At 36.7% G+C, this 15,473-nt stretch carries 13 protein-coding genes; 3 read left to right on the forward strand and 10 right to left on the reverse strand.

Annotated features, from left to right (window positions below; all coding sequences use genetic code 11):
* Window positions 1–27 precede the first annotated feature (27 nt).
* The 4 genes from AC4BC7_RS09790 to opp3b are packed head-to-tail and all read right to left on the reverse strand — an operon-like array spanning window position 28 to window position 4,009.
* Entirely contained in the window at window positions 28–963 is a 936-nt protein-coding gene (locus AC4BC7_RS09790; RefSeq protein WP_207871561.1) for an ATP-binding cassette domain-containing protein, read from the reverse strand.
* A gap of 12 nt (window positions 964–975) precedes the next feature.
* Window positions 976–2,019, reverse strand: a complete 1,044-nt coding sequence (locus AC4BC7_RS09795) for an ABC transporter ATP-binding protein (protein ID WP_490502749.1) — start codon at window positions 2,017–2,019, stop codon at window positions 976–978.
* Window positions 2,020–2,024: 5 nt separating this feature from the next.
* Window positions 2,025–3,068, reverse strand: a complete 1,044-nt coding sequence (gene opp3C, locus AC4BC7_RS09800; protein ID WP_207871563.1) for an oligopeptide ABC transporter permease — start codon at window positions 3,066–3,068, stop codon at window positions 2,025–2,027.
* Window positions 3,068–4,009, reverse strand: a complete 942-nt coding sequence (gene opp3b / locus AC4BC7_RS09805; protein ID WP_207871564.1) for an oligopeptide ABC transporter permease — start codon at window positions 4,007–4,009, stop codon at window positions 3,068–3,070. Before opp3b ends, opp3C begins: the two co-directional genes overlap by 1 nt.
* A gap of 100 nt (window positions 4,010–4,109) precedes the next feature.
* On the opposite strand from opp3b, the gene AC4BC7_RS09810 reads away from it, so the two are divergent.
* On the forward strand, window positions 4,110–4,448 hold the full coding sequence (locus AC4BC7_RS09810; protein ID WP_490502750.1) for a DUF3899 domain-containing protein: 339 nt from the start codon (window positions 4,110–4,112) through the stop codon (window positions 4,446–4,448).
* Between the two features lie 76 nt (window positions 4,449–4,524).
* Here the strand turns inward: AC4BC7_RS09810 and AC4BC7_RS09815 are convergent, their stop codons facing one another.
* From AC4BC7_RS09815 to AC4BC7_RS09825, 3 genes are all read right to left on the reverse strand, one after another.
* Entirely contained in the window at window positions 4,525–6,186 is a 1,662-nt protein-coding gene (locus AC4BC7_RS09815; RefSeq protein WP_207871566.1) for a peptide ABC transporter substrate-binding protein, read from the reverse strand.
* A gap of 180 nt (window positions 6,187–6,366) precedes the next feature.
* Window positions 6,367–8,019 carry a peptide ABC transporter substrate-binding protein gene (locus AC4BC7_RS09820; protein WP_490502751.1) on the reverse strand — a complete coding sequence of 551 codons (1,653 nt, stop codon included), beginning with the start codon at window positions 8,017–8,019 and terminating at the stop codon, window positions 6,367–6,369.
* A 33-nt stretch (window positions 8,020–8,052) separates the two neighbouring features.
* Window positions 8,053–8,760: a gamma-glutamyl-gamma-aminobutyrate hydrolase family protein gene (locus tag AC4BC7_RS09825; protein ID WP_490502752.1), complete on the reverse strand. Its 708-nt coding sequence runs from the start codon at window positions 8,758–8,760 to the stop codon at window positions 8,053–8,055.
* 204 nt (window positions 8,761–8,964) lie between these two features.
* Here AC4BC7_RS09825 and AC4BC7_RS09830 point away from each other — a divergent pair, with 204 nt between their 5' ends.
* Both AC4BC7_RS09830 and AC4BC7_RS09835 read left to right on the forward strand, forming a co-directional pair.
* Entirely contained in the window at window positions 8,965–9,528 is a 564-nt protein-coding gene (locus AC4BC7_RS09830) for a helix-turn-helix domain-containing protein (protein WP_311055572.1), read from the forward strand.
* Window positions 9,414–10,358 (forward strand): IS3 family transposase, encoded by a 945-nt coding sequence (locus AC4BC7_RS09835; protein ID WP_490504395.1) that lies wholly within the window; start codon window positions 9,414–9,416, stop codon window positions 10,356–10,358. The genes AC4BC7_RS09830 and AC4BC7_RS09835 overlap by 115 nt, the downstream gene beginning before the upstream one ends.
* A 47-nt stretch (window positions 10,359–10,405) precedes the next feature.
* On the opposite strand, the gene AC4BC7_RS09840 is transcribed toward AC4BC7_RS09835, so the two are convergent.
* The 3 genes from AC4BC7_RS09840 to AC4BC7_RS09850 form a co-directional block, all read right to left on the reverse strand.
* Complete coding sequence (locus tag AC4BC7_RS09840; RefSeq protein ID WP_490502753.1) at window positions 10,406–12,211, reverse strand: ABC transporter permease; 1,806 nt, start codon at window positions 12,209–12,211, stop codon at window positions 10,406–10,408.
* Complete coding sequence (locus AC4BC7_RS09845; RefSeq protein WP_207871570.1) at window positions 12,201–12,950, reverse strand: ABC transporter ATP-binding protein; 750 nt, start codon at window positions 12,948–12,950, stop codon at window positions 12,201–12,203. The genes AC4BC7_RS09840 and AC4BC7_RS09845 overlap by 11 nt, the downstream gene beginning before the upstream one ends.
* A gap of 127 nt (window positions 12,951–13,077) precedes the next feature.
* Entirely contained in the window at window positions 13,078–15,471 is a 2,394-nt protein-coding gene (locus AC4BC7_RS09850; RefSeq protein ID WP_207871571.1) for a DNA translocase FtsK, read from the reverse strand.
* Window positions 15,472–15,473: the final 2 nt, after the last annotated feature.

Here is a 15,473-nt window from a genome sequence, read left to right on the forward strand (position 1 = left end):
TTTCCTCTTAATTAACTGAATCAATGATTATTTTTGTTTTTGCTGTAATTTTTCTTGATAGATTACTTTTTCTTCATCCGTAGCATAGACATAATGCCCTTTAGCAATTTCTTGCATCTTGCGTGGACGTGTATCATTTGGGTCATCTACGTATTTGATACGTTGACGAGTGCGCTCATAATCTGGATCAGGTAATGGAATAGCTGACAACAGACTTTCTGTATATGGATGCACACCATGATAATAAATATCGTCACTGCTACCTACTTCTAATAATTTCCCATGATGCATTACACCAATTCGGTCACTGATGTGTTTTACCATGGATAAATCGTGGGCAATGAATAAATAAGTTAATTGATGTTCTTTTTGTAAATCTTGTAATAAGTTTACCACTTGGGCTTGAATGGATACGTCCAAGGCAGAAATTGGCTCATCACAAATGATGAATTTAGGATCAACTGCTAATGCACGTGCAATCCCAATACGTTGACGTTGGCCACCTGAGAATTCATGTGGGTAACGAGTTCCATGGTTTGGATTTAAGCCGACTGTTTTTAACAGCTCATTCACACGATCATTACGCTCTTTTTCAGTCTTAGCTAACCCGTTTACGTCAATCCCTTCTGCAATAATGTCACGAACTTTCATTCGTGGATTTAATGATGCGTAAGGATCTTGGAAAATCATTTGCACATCACGACGAAAATCTTTCATTTCTTTTTTTGATTTTAAGCTCATTACGTCTTTGCCATCAAAGACAACTTTACCGCCTGTTGGGTGATTCAAACGAATAACTGTACGTCCAGTTGTTGATTTACCACTACCTGATTCACCAACTAAACCAAACGTCTCTCCCTCATAGATATGGAAAGTAATGTCATCAACAGCTTTCACTTCGTCTTTACGACCGACGTTAAAGTATTGTTTTAAGCCTTCAACTTCTAGTAAAACTTTTCTCACTGACTTTCCCTCCTATGCTCTACCTTGTTGTTTTTCTTTAAATTTCGCCCAACGAATTTGAATCTCTTCTGGTGGCGTTACTTTTGGCGCTTGTGGTGCTAATAACCACGTTGCTGCTTTGTGGGTTGGTGATACTTCGAAAAATGGTGGTTGTTCTTCAGCATCAATTTTCAAAGCAAATTCATTACGTGGATAAAAAGAATCGCCTAATGGTGGTTCTAATAAATCAGGAGGTGTACCAGGAATTGCATATAAACGATCGCTAGTTCCTTCTAATGTTGGCATTGAACCCAATAATCCCCACGTATAAGGATGTTGTGGATTGTAGAAAATTTCCTCAGCTGTACCGATTTCAACAATTTTCCCAGCGTACATAACTGCTACACGGTCAGCCACATTGGCAACTACTCCTAAGTCATGGGTGATGAAAATAATCGAAGAATTCATTTTTTCTTGAATTTCTTTTAATAACTCTAAAATTTGAGCTTGAATTGTTACGTCTAGCGCTGTCGTTGGTTCATCAGCAATTAGAATGTGTGGGTAACAAATCAGGGCAATCGCAATAACGATACGTTGGCGTTGTCCACCAGAAAATTGGTGAGGATAATTATTTAAACGTTTTTCAGCATTAGGAATACCTACAAGTTTTAATAATTCTAACGCTTGCGCCAAGCCTTCTTTTTTCGAAATCTTATTGTGTTTTAATAATGATTCTGCCACTTGTTTTCCAATTGTCATGGTCGGATCAAGTGAAGTCATCGGATCTTGGAAAATCATTGCAATTTCTTTTCCGCGAATTTTTTGCATTTCTTTTTCTGATTTTTTCAAAATATCTGAGCCGTTAAATAAAATTTCACCGCTTTCAACAACAGCGTTATTTGCTAATAAGCCCATGATACTACGAGTAGTTACGGATTTACCACTACCTGATTCACCTACGATAGCTAAAGTTTCACCTTGATATAAATCAAAATCAACATTACGAATAGCTTGTACTTTACCAGCATAGGTTTCAAATGAAATTTTTAAATCTTTTACTTCTAAAATTTTTTTCATCATACTCACTCTTTCATTTTCGGATCAAAAGCATCTCTTAGTCCATCTGCTAATAAGTTAAAGCCAATCATAATTACTGATAATACAACTGCTGGAATCCACATTTGATAGGGTAAGAATCTAAATGTTTTATATCCATCGCTCAATAACATCCCTAAAGAAGCGGTTGGTGGTTTCAAACCTAAACCAATGAAGCTCAAGAAGGCTTCGAAGAAGATCGCAGAAGGAATACTAAACATCATTTGTACGATAATCACACTAGAAATATTTGGCAATATATGCTTAAACGCAATTTTACTACGTTTTTCACCTAACGTTGTCGCTGCTAAGACAAATTCTTGATCTTTTAATTTCATTGTTTGTGCCCGTACAATACGTGCCATTGGAATCCAGTTAGTAATTGCCATTGCAGCAACAATTGAGAAGATACCTGGTTTAAATACAACTAACATTAAAATCATAACAACCAAGTTTGGAATACCTGATAATACTTCTAAGATACGTTGCATCACGTTATCCACGCGACCACCTAGAAGACCAGAAATCAAACCATATGTCACACCAAAAATAATATCAAGCATTGCTGCAATAAACGCAATTAACAAGGAGATACGTGTACCCATGAATAAACGGCTTAATAAGTCACGGCCTAAACCATCTGTCCCTAAAAAGAAGTGCACATCATCTGGAACGTTAGCTGCTGCATATTTATCAACTAATTGTCCACCGACCATTGCTGTTCCATTAAAACCATTGATATCAATTCCTGGAATTTTTGGCGGTAAGTTAATGTAGTTTACATTTTGTGCGGTTGGATCATGTGGTGAGAAGAAAATTGTCACAATCGAAATCAAAAGAATGACAAGTAATAAACTACTAGAAAAAACAGCCGCTTTATTTTTCTTCAAACGACGCCAAGAATCTTGTAAAAAGCTTAAAGAAGGTGCCGAAATGACTTCACGTTCAATCGCAGTATTTTTTTCTAAGGGCTCAAATTGAGAAGCTGGAATTTGATTAATTTCCGCTTGTGTTCTCTTTGCGTTTTCCATTATCCACGACTCCCTTCTGATACACGAATACGAGGATCAACAATTCCGTATAAGATATCGACAATAAAAATCACGAAAATTAACATTGCTGAATATAAAATCGTTACAGCCATAATTGTTGGATAATCATTGGTCATGATTGATTTTACGAATTGTTCTCCAATACCAGGAATCGCAAAAATATTTTCAACAACTAATGAACCTGTCATTAATCCAACAGCTAAAGGTCCTAACAAGGTTAATAATGGAATTAAACTATTGCGCAAGCCATGACGGAAAGAAATTTCCCAACGACTTAAACCTTTTGCCCGAGCTAATTCAACATAATCACTGTGTAATACTTCAACCATTTCTGTACGAATAAAACGCGCAGAATCGGCTAATGGTGACATTGCAAGCGCGATTGTTGGTAAAATAGTGTAGATGAAACTATCCCATTTCGCAATTGGCAAAATTTGTAATTTAATCGCAAAAATGTATTGTAATAATACCGCAAATACAAAGTTAGGGATTGAGCGGCCCAAGATTGCTACTAAAGTCGCACCTGTGTCCACCCAAGAGTTTTGTTTCATCGCAGAAATGGTTCCTAAAATAGTTCCAAAAACCGTTCCGAAGATAATTGCTTGAACCCCCAATTGCATAGATGGTCCAATACGACCCCCTAATAAGCTAGAAACTGCTTGGTTTTTAAATTGGAATGAAATTCCGAAATTACCTTGTAACAAGTTTAATAAGTAATTTCCATATTGCACAATTACAGGTTTATCTAAACCTAACTGTTTATTTAAGAGAGCAATTTGCTCTGGCGATAATTTTTCTGCATTTGAATACGGTGTTCCTGGTAGAAATTGCATCAAGAAAAATGTAATTGTTGCAATTAACCACAGCGTAATCAGCATATAAAATACGCGTTTTAATAAGTATTTAATATAACTATTCACGATAGCTCCTCCTAATTTATTTTGACTTCTAGACAATAGTTTTGTAAATTAAAACTATCCCTTGGTTATTATACCAATTTTTACAGGAAAGGATAATTTTATGTATTTAAAAAAAAGTTCGTGGATAATTAGTCTTGCTTGCACACTATTTAGTGTCTTTCGCTTATTTATCCTACAAAAATTTTCATTTAGTGCCTTATCAGATTCACTATTCATATTTACATTGCTGTTTCTCATTATTGGCGGTTTTCTTTGGGTATTTGCCTCAGGATTTTTTGACCTCTTTCAAGCATCCTTCAAAAAACGCAGTCAAAAATCAAAAACAGAGTATTTGAAATTGTCAGAAGTTGGGCGTTCTAGCTTTCGGTTTTGGCTAGAACCGGCAGGTATTTTACTTGTTTTGAGCTTACTATCTTTATTGATTGCAAGTAGTAAATAACATAGGCTGAAACCCTACTTTTCGTAGTAGTGTTCTCAGCCTATTATTATTTGTCGTTTCTACTCATGTTGAATGATTATTCTTCGATTGTTACCCATTTGTAATCATATTGTGCGCCTGCTACGTGAGCAACAACACCTTTAACTTTTTCTGCACGTAGATGTGCTTCAGCTTTTTGATACGTTGGAATAATACCTTGGTCTGCCATGATTGTTTGCTCTGCTTTAATCAAGCTTTCCCAACGTTTTTCTGGATCATTTGCATAAGTGTTGTTTGCTTCATCAATAAGTTTATCATATTCAGGATTGCTGTAACCACCACGGTTGTAAGAATTACCAGTTACAAATAAATTAGTAAAGCTACTTGCATCTGCGTAGTCTGCGCCCCATCCCCCATTTAATAAATCAAACTCACCAGCATTTGAACGATCTAAACGTACTGAGAATGGTACTGGGCTTAAGGTTACTTTGAAGCCATCTAAGTTTTCCTCAAGTGTATTTTGTAGGTACTCAATTAATTTTTTCGTAGAGTCAGTATCAGAAGCTAGGAATTCTGCTTCAAGTGTTTCGATACCTAATTCTTTTTTCGCTTTTTCCCAATGCTCTTTGGCTTTTTCTGGATTGTATTCTAAGACAGAACCAGCTTCTTCAGTAAAGTCTTTATCATCAATTGGACTAAACGTCATTTTTTCTGGTACTAAACCAACAGCTGGAGCTGAACCATCACCTAAGATAGAGTTCACTAATGCTTCACGGTCAATTGCATAAGAAATTGCTTTACGTAAATCTGCATTACGGTATGGTGAATTTTCATCGCGTTGATTTAGTTCAATATAATAAGTCGTTGCTTCTGGTTGAGCAATGTATGCTGGGTCATTTTGCATTTGTTGTGCTAATTCACCTGTCAAAATAACATCATCAACTTGTCCATCTTGGAATAGATTCAACGCTGTATTTGCTTCTTTTACAACGCTAACGTTGATTTGATCTAATTTCACTGTATCTTTATCCCAATAGTTATCATTTTTCACATAGTTCCATTCAGTATCTGTACCTGGTCCGTCAAAGCCGTCTAAAGTAAATGGACCGTTATAAACAGCGTTATCACTTGTCGCAGCATATTTGTCACCAAATTCTTCAACTGTTGCTTGATGTAATGGGAAGAATGATGGAAATGCTAGTAAGAAATCAAAGTATGGTGTTGCTTTTGATAAAGTAATTTCTAATTCGTAATCACCTACAGCTTTGATACCTAATTCTTCAGGTTTTTTAGATCCTTCTGCAATTTCTTTTCCGTTAGCAACAACTTCAAACATTGACGCATATTCAGAAGCTGTTTCTGGAGCTACTGTACGTTGCCAGCCATAAACGTAGTCTGCGGCTGTTACAGGATCACCGTTTGACCATTTTGCGTCTTCACGTAATTTAACTTTATAAGTTAAACCATCTTCACTTACCTCAGCTTTTTCTGCTGCGCCAGCTGGTTGAGGAACGCTGTCTTTATCTAAACGATAAATCCCTTCAAACACATTGTTTAATGCTGAAAAACTGATTGTATCTGTCGCTACGGATAAGTCCGCTGTTGGCATTTCTTGTTGAACCACTACATTAAATTCTTGTGCTGTACCTGAAGTACCTTCCGCAGCACCACTATCATCAGTTTTGTTTCCGCCCGTTGTACAACCTGCAAGAACTAAACCACAGATAGCTAGAAAACCGTAAGCATATCTTTTCTTCATTTCCAAAACTCCTTAAATGTCCGTGAATTTTCAGAATAATTCATTTTTTCTGAAGTTAAGTTTGATTTTAATCAGTAATTATTAAAAATGCAAGATATTTTTCTTAATTCTCTCAATATTTTCTTAAAAAAAACGCCAAAACCTCATTTTAATAGGTTTTTGGCGTTTTAAATTTATTTTCTATTCCGTCACATAGGCTGTTCTAAATGATACGGTACGACCAAATGGGAAAACTTGTAATCCTTCTAAACGATCGGTTTTCAAATAAGCTACTGCACCTTGATATAAAGGCAACACTGCTGTATCTTCACCAATGAGTAGTTTTTCCATTTTCAATAATTCTTGCCAACGAGCATCTGGATCATTCGCTAATGTTGTACGAGCCGCTTGTAAGCCTTCATCATACGTTGAGTTATTATAACCTGCAGTATTCAAACCACTTTTAGAATCATAGAAGTTTAAGAAATCAATTGGATCAGCATAATCGGGTGTCCAAGTTCCGAAAACTAAGTCAAATTCTCCTTGTGTTTGTAAGTCTAAACGGTTTTGTAAAGGAACAGATTTCAATTCTATTGTTAATCCTGGAAGATTTTCTTCTAACTGACCTTGAATGAACTCAATGGTTTTCTTTGCTAGCGCCGTATCAGCAGATAACAATTCTAAGGTAATTTCATCTTTACCTAATTCTTTTTTGGCTTCTTGCCAAGCTTTTTGAGCTTCTTCTACATTATAAGGTAAAATATCGCCATTTTCTTCACGGAAATCTTCACCGCTACTTGGATTTTTCGCAAAATTTTTCGCAACAAAACCATTCAATGCGGTTGAACCATCTGCCAAGATATTTTGGGTAAAGCTTTCTTTGTCAATCGCTTGTAAAATTGCTTTACGCACATTTACATTGCCTGTCACTTCACGTTTTTGGTTAGGACTAATATAACCAACAGTCGCTTTAGGCTCGAAATTTGCTTGGGCTGAATCTTGATATTGTTGGGCATACGTATCTGCCAAGAGCGTGTAATCTAGTTGCCCGTCATCAAATAAATTTGTACCCGTAGCAATTTCTTTGACTACTTGAACATCGATCGTTTCTAATTTTACATTCTCTTTATCCCAATACTCAGGATTTTTTTCTAATGTCCATGACTCATTATTTCCATTCCAGCCTTTAATCACAAACGGACCGTTGCCAATAAAGTTTTCTGCAGTTGTTCCGTAGGCTTTACCTTTTTCTTCTGCAAAAGTTTTTTGTTTAGGCATAAATGGTGTCCCCGTCAAAATTTGTGGTAAGAATGGTAGTGGATCTTCTAATTGTAATTCTAACGTTGTATCATCCACAGCTTTAACACCTAATTCAGAAACGTCTTTCTCACCTTCACGAATACTACGACCATTTTTGAAAATATCCATGCGGTTACTACTACTAGATGCTGTTTCTGGATCAACAACGGATTGGAAAGCATACACGAAATCTTCTGCTTTAACTGGCGTACCATCACTGTAATTACTATCGCGTAACGTAAACGTATACGTCAAACCATCTTCGCTGACTGTCGGTTCTGCACTAGCTAAAGCTAATTCTGGGTCGTTGTTTTCATCTAAACGGTATAAGCCTTCTGTTAACTGACCAATCATATCTGAACTATTTACATCTGTATATTGGGCACTATCTAAAGTAGATAGTTCTCCCGAAAGTGAAACAGAAATTTCTTGTTTAACGTTTTCGGCGGCTGAATTGTCATTTTCACCTGCACTACTCCCTGTTGTGTTACCCCCACCAAAACACCCTGTTAATAACAGAGTGGATGCAACTAACAAAAATCCTAGTTTTTTCATTGCATATTCTCCTTATCTTTTGAATACATATTTTTATAATGCATTGACGACATAATCAAAAACTTCCATTTCTTTTGGTTGGGTAGTAAAGGCAAAATCTGGATGCCATTGTACTCCTAACAAGCGACGCGGTTTATTTTCAATTGCTTCAACTAAACCATCTGAGCAACATGCGGCTTCTTGAAACTCACGTGCCACTCGATTGACGCCTTGATTATGAAAAGAATTGACTTCTGCCTGTTTCCCGTAAATTGAACGTAAAATACTTGTTTCTTGCGTTAACAATTCGTGCGCGGGTTGTTCTTTCGGAATGGGATTTTGCATATGTGCAATTTCAGTGTAAGAATGTAGTTCTTGCTTTAAATCGCCACCAAAGAAGACGTTCATCAATTGCATGCCACGACAGACTGCAAAAACCGGTTTTCCTTGTTTTAATGCTTCGTCCATTAAAGCTAATTCAAACTGATCGCGTTTTTCTAAATAGCTTCCTTGAACGGTTTTTGTTTGCTTGTAATAACGCGGTGAAACATCTTGTCCGCCAGCTAAAATAAGCTTGTCAATTCGCGCAACATATTCTTTTGCCATGTCCGCAGAATCAATTGGCATCACCATAGGCAAACCACCTGCTTGTTGCACTGCTTTGACATACCCACTTGGTGTGTATGCAATTGATAAATGATGTAAATTTTCGCCTGCATCTAGTGATTCATTTGCAGCAATTCCTACAACCACACGTCCCATTTGTCGTCCTCCTCTTTTAATAGTGATATTGCCTAAAAGCATAGCCCTTTCCTTAAAATAAGTCAACGCAGACGGTGATAGCTTTTTTCTATTTGAATAGGCTTTCATTTTGATGAAAAATAGATAAAAAAGAGTATGGATAACATTATCCGGTACCGACCCCCGAAAGTTAGAGTAATAAATCTAACTTTCGGGGGTATTTTTATGGCTAAATATAGTGAAGAATTTAAAATAAAGCTTGTTACGGAGTATTTGGATGGAAATATTGGTTATAAATTATTGGCGAAGAAATACAATATGCCTTCTGCAACACCATTACAAAATTGGGTAAGAGCTTATAAAACACAAGGGATGGAGGGATTAAAACGAAGAAAAAGGAAGGAAGTATATCCTGTTCAATTTAAATTAAATACGATACAATTTATGTTAGACACAGGTGCTTCTTATCAGGAAACGACTGAACAATTCGGATTAAATAATCCTTCATTAATTTATCGTTGGATGAAAGATTTTAATTCTCAAGGGATAGAAGGCTTGAAACCAAAATCAAAGGAGCGACCTTCTATGACTAAGAAACTAAATAAACAAACGAAAAAGGAAGAAAACAAGTTCACACGTGAAACGGAGTTAGAACGAGAGAATGAACTACTGAGATTAGAAATTGCCTATTTAAAAAAGCTGAGAGCTTTTCGGGAAAATCCGAATGTCTTACTCGAAAAGCGCAAGCAAAATGGGCATTCGAACTTAAAGAAGAAGGGTTCCGATTAAAGGATATTATCCTAGTTGTGGGAATTCCCGAAGCAACCTATCACTATCATGTCAAGAACTTCGGAAAAGAAGATCTGGATATCGAACTAAAAGAACGCATTACTCACCTATTTAAGGCGTTTTATGAACGTTATGGATATAAACGGATTACAGACGAGTTAAAGAAATTAGGATACTGTATTAATCATAAAAAGGTGTATCGCATTATGCGAGAGCTAGGATTAAAGTGTGTAAAATTCATGCGAAAATCCCGTAAATACAATTCATATAAAGGAACTACTGGAAAAATAGTGAAGAATCGATTGTCACGTCGGTTTAGTACACCTATCCCATTTCAGAAACTAGTAACTGACATTACGGAATTCAAATGTCTAGGGGAAGAAAAGTTGTATTTAAACCCTATTCTTGACCTATATAATGGAGAAGTGATTGCGTTTGGAATTAAGAAACGCCCAACATTAGATTTAGTCATGGAGCCACTAAATGAAACAATAGAGATAATAAAGAATCACGCAACCTACCGTACAACTATCCATTCGGATCAAGGTTGGCATTACCAACATAATAAATGGGTAAAAACATTAAATAAAAACAATGTATTCCAGAGTATGTCACGTAAAGCAACGTGTGCAGACAATGCTTCGATGGAGAATTTCTTTGGCATATTAAAACAAGAAATGTATTATGGAGAGAAACTAGTCAGTTATGAAGAATTAAAACGACGAATTAAAGAATACATCTACTGGTATAACCACGTACGATCAAAAGTAAAATTGGCTGGACTGAGTCCGGTCGAATACCGAATTCAATCCAGCCAATCAGCTGCATAATAAAAACTCTAACTTTTAGGGGTCGCCACCTCCATACTCTTTTTTGATTAAGCAGACACGCCTTTATAGACTTTTCTAAAGTAAAAAATACGTGCAACAAGGTAATAGATGAATTGAATCAATAAAAAGACACCTAAAACTTGCCAGCCTGCCAGCTGCATTCCTAAGTTAAACATGTGATACATCGCGGTTAGAGCCACTGCCCCATGAACAAAAGAAACAATAATTGGTGTAAAGAACAAAATCCCTACTTGTTGATAAATCATTTTCTTTAATTCTTTTTTTGATAGACCTAGTTTGTATATCATTTTAAATTTCTCAATATCACTATCCATGTCGCTATATAAGCGGAAATATAAGAAGCTTCCTGCAGAAACGAAGAAGACAATTCCAATGAAGATACCGACAAATAATATTGGTGCATAGGATTTAATGATGCTGTCTTTCATATATTCAATCGATTGCACATTATACAAACCTTGCTCTTCTAGTTCTTTACCGACACGAATTTGAGCTTCTTTACCGCCTTTGGTTACCCAATACGTTTCTTCGGTTACTTGCGGTGTTCCTGCTTGTGTGTCAGGGACAACAAAGGTTGGCAGATACACTGCCATGGCATCTGTTTCTACTAATTCTGACACGCGATACTCTTGGTCGTTAATTTGAACCGTTGCTTGTAGCGTAGTCGTATCGAATGGTGCTGAAGTTTTCAATTGTACTGCAGCATCTTTAACGGTAATCGTCTCTTCACCGACTAATTTTGCCGCTTTATTATATTCAGATTCAGTAATAAATATATATTCATCCGTATTGTAATACACAAAGGTTGCTTTATCTGCGTTTAATTTTTCTTTTGCCAAGCTGTCTTCTACTTTTTGAATAGTATTCTCTTCATCAGCTGTGGCAGCGTAACTGTATGGCGCTGATCCTACTGCGCCTAAAATAATTGACTGTAAACCATAAAGCGTGCCAATTGCCGCAAATGCTACCGTAGAAATTACTGAAACTAAAAAGAAACTACGTGCGTTGTCTTTCATTCGAAATGCTAAATCAGAGAAAACGACCATATTGGTTTTTTTCCAGAAAACTGATTCGCGCTTTTTAATTTTTTCAATCGCAAAAACACTAAATTGATTAAACAAGAAATTTGTTCCTAAAATAACAATAAAAACCACTGGTAAAAAGACGACAACCACTCCCATGCCTGGCGTCAACAACGCCACTGCATAACCGATGCCAATTAGCAAAATAGCTAAAATACTTTTAATTGTTGAAACTTTAAAGCTGCCTTTACCTAATTCTCCAGCTTTTAATAGTTCTTGAACATTTAATTTTGGTAATCTAAATTGAATGAAGAAAGAAATCAAGAAGAACAAAATTAAAAACGATACAATCGTTAATGCTAAAGCTTTTACTGGGAAATAAAAACCAAAATCAATCCCTAACGTCACACGTGAGATCCACAAAATAATTTGAGAAAAACCAATTCCTACTAAACTACCTAAGATAGTGGCAAAAAAACCAATGACTAAATTTTCAATAAAAACCATTTTTCGCAATTGCTTTGGACTCATTCCTTGAATCATCAATAGGCCAAATTCTTTTTTCCGCGATTGTAAAAAGACACCCATTGAATACATGACGAAGAAAAATGCGAAACCATAAATAATAATCGCAGAGCCTAACATTCCTGTTTGAACTTTATCATTTAAGTTTCCAGATAAAGAGGGATGAAATGCCATCACACTAAAGGTAAAAAAGACCATCACTGAAAATAAGGTACTTAGAAAATACGCTAAATATAAATGTTTATTACGTAGCGTATTTCGTACAACAAATTGTCTAAAATTCATTATCGACACCTTCAATTCTTGCTAAATCCACTAAAATTTCGTCGTAAAATTCTTTTTGTGTTCCTTGACGACGAACGTCATGGACTAATTCTCCATCTTTAATGAACACAATCCGTTGGCAATAACTCGCAGCCAATGGGTCATGCGTTACTAATAAAATCGTTGCTTGTTCCTCTTCATTTAATTGACGTAACAAGCCCATGACATCTTTTGACGATTTTGTATCTAAGTTCCCCGTTGGCTCATCAGCTAATAATAATTCTGGCTGATGAACCATTGCTCGAGCAACTGCGACCCGTTGCGCTTGTCCACCAGAAATCTCTGCAATCCGTTTATTTAACAAGCCTTCAATTCCTAAACGTGGAGCAATATCACGAACTTTCTTCTTCATAACTGCGACTTTTTCACCATCTAATGTCAACGGCAACACAATATTTTCTTCTACCGTTAATGTCGGCAATAAATTAAAAGCTTGGAACACAAAACCTAATTGTGTTCGACGAAACTGCGCAATTTTTTCTTGATCTAACTCATTAGGATTTTTACCATTTAACAAAATTTTTCCACTCGTTGGTTGGTCGATAGTTGCTATTAAGTTTAAAAATGTTGATTTCCCACTACCAGAAGGCCCCATAATTCCAATAAATTCACCATCATTGACGGTCAAATCAATTCCTTTTAATGCTTCATATTGCATATTTTGACCATATACTTTTCGTAAGTTTTCTACTTGTAACATCGTTTGACGCTCCTTTTATTTTTTTTCGTACACTTAGTGTAGACAAAAAACAACTTACAGAACATTGATTGAAATAACAGTAAACGAACAATTTTGTCATATAAAAAAGACAGATGACTGGTTACCATCATCTGTCCTCTTCGATTTCTTCATAATATTCAGGTGTTTCAGCAAGCAACACTTTTCGTGGCTTACTGCCTTCTGATGGACCTACCACGCCATTGGCTTCAAGTTCATCAACTAATCGGGCTGCACGGTTATACCCGATACGGAAGCGACGTTGCAATAAAGAGACACTCGCTGTTTGCATTTCAATGACCAGGTCTTTCGCTTGGTCATACAATTCATCTTGAGGTTCACTGCCGCCACCCGAAGCAACATCTTCTTCTGTTACCATCATTTTTTCTTCGTAATTTGCGCCTTGTTGCTCTGTCACAAATTCAACCACTGATTCGACATCATGATCTGAAATAAAGGCACCTTGCACCCGAATCGGTTTATTTTCACCCATCGGCAAGAACAACATATCTCCACGCCCTAATAATTTTTCAGCTCCATTACTATCAATAATGGTTCGTGAGTCGGTTCCACTAGAAACGGCAAAGGCCATTCGTGACGGAACGTTGGCTTTGATAATTCCGGTAATGACATCCACACTTGGGCGTTGTGTAGCTAAAATCATATGAATTCCTGCAGCACGTGCCATCTGTGCCAAGCGAATAATTGCATCTTCCACTTCATTGCTCGCAACCATCATTAAATCGGCTAACTCATCCACAATTACCACAATAAATGGTAGTATCGGATGTTTTTCACCCGTTTCACGATTTTTCTCAGCAATCATTTCATTATAACCAGTAATGTTGCGGACACCTGTTGCTGCAAATTTCTCGTAGCGCTCTTCCATTTCTTTGACGACTTTTTGAAGTGCTTGTGCCGCTTTGCGAGGATTGGTTACTACAGGCGTTAATAAATGTGGAATCCCGTTATACACATTTAATTCAACCATTTTCGGGTCGACCATCATCATTTTGACTTCATGGGGTTTGGCTTGCATTAAAATACTGGTGATAATTCCGTTAATTGCAACAGATTTCCCACTACCCGTTGAACCCGCCACTAATAAATGCGGCATTTTCGTTAAATCAGCCGTTTGGACTTTTCCAGAAATATCCCGTCCTAAGGGTACTTCTAATAAATTTTCTGGGTGCGCAGGTGTTGCTTCAATCACTTCTCTAAAAGAAACCATGCTTACGGCATCATTCGGTACTTCAATACCAATTAATGATTTCCCTGGAATTGGTGCTTCCATTCGAATATCTTTTGCCGCTAAAGCCAGAGCAATGTCATCGGTTAACCCTACGACTTTACTTACTTTAACCCCGACTGCTGGTTGGATTTCAAATTTCGTCACGGCTGGACCTAAACTGGCTTTCACCACTTTGGCATCCACACCAAAGCTTTCAAAGGTTTGCTCCAGTACAGTGATATTTTTTTCAATTTTTTTGTATTCGCTACTCTGATCTGTTGGTGGCACAGCATTTAATAAGGTTGCTGGCGGTAGCTCGTAATCTTCATCTTCTACCTCTTGTAAAATATCAAAATCTAATGGCTCACTGTCATCGACTTCTTCTTTCTTTTTAGGTTCTGGACGAGCTTGCTGTGCAGCTTGTGGCTGCTGTTGAAAACTGTCAATCGGCACAAAGCTCAATTGCTCTGGTTCAATTTTCAACTCGCTAGGTGTCTCTCCGGTTGTTTTTTCTTCTTTGGTCATTGGACGTACTTGGTTTTTCTCTTGCTCTTTTATTTCGGCTAAAATTGCTTCACGCTCAGCAGCTTTTTTCTCTTCTCTAGCTACTTTTCGTGCTTGTTTTTTTGCTTCACGTTGAGCTTTTTTTTCAGGATTGCCTTCTAATAATGGTTCAATCATCGCTTTGATGTCTTGAAGTTTTTCAAGAAGTTGTTGGGTAGTCATTTGACTAATAAAGAAAATCCCGGTTAATACTAGCAAAATTGCAATCAAATAACTTCCAAGTTGCGATACTAAAAAGTAACTCACTTGATATAAAGTTGCACCAATCATTCCACCACCAACATTTTCAACAACTTGCCCTGATTGAATGTCTTGCACCAGTAATGTCCAAGTCGTATGGATAATATTGGTTTCCCCATCTTGCAATCGGCTAAATAAATTGGCGTGAAGAAACAGTAATACTCCACTGTATACGAAAAGTCCGCCAATTATCCGTTTCACATTCGTAACTTTGGCATTTGTATTTTTAAAAATTAACCAAATGCTATACGCTGCTAAAGCTAAACACAAGATTTGATACGTGTTTCCGCCAATCATCCGAAATCCATTGGCAATGAGCGTGCCTAAAAAACCTAAATGCATGAATCCAAATAGTGCGAATAAAAAAAACAAGAAGCCTAAACCAATCAATGTTAATTTTTCTTGTTGTTGTAATTGTTTTTTTGTTTTTCGTTTCGTTGTATTTGAACGGCGTTTTTTCTGTGCCATAG

This window comes from Enterococcus sp. AMC1623 (genome assembly GCF_058216495.1).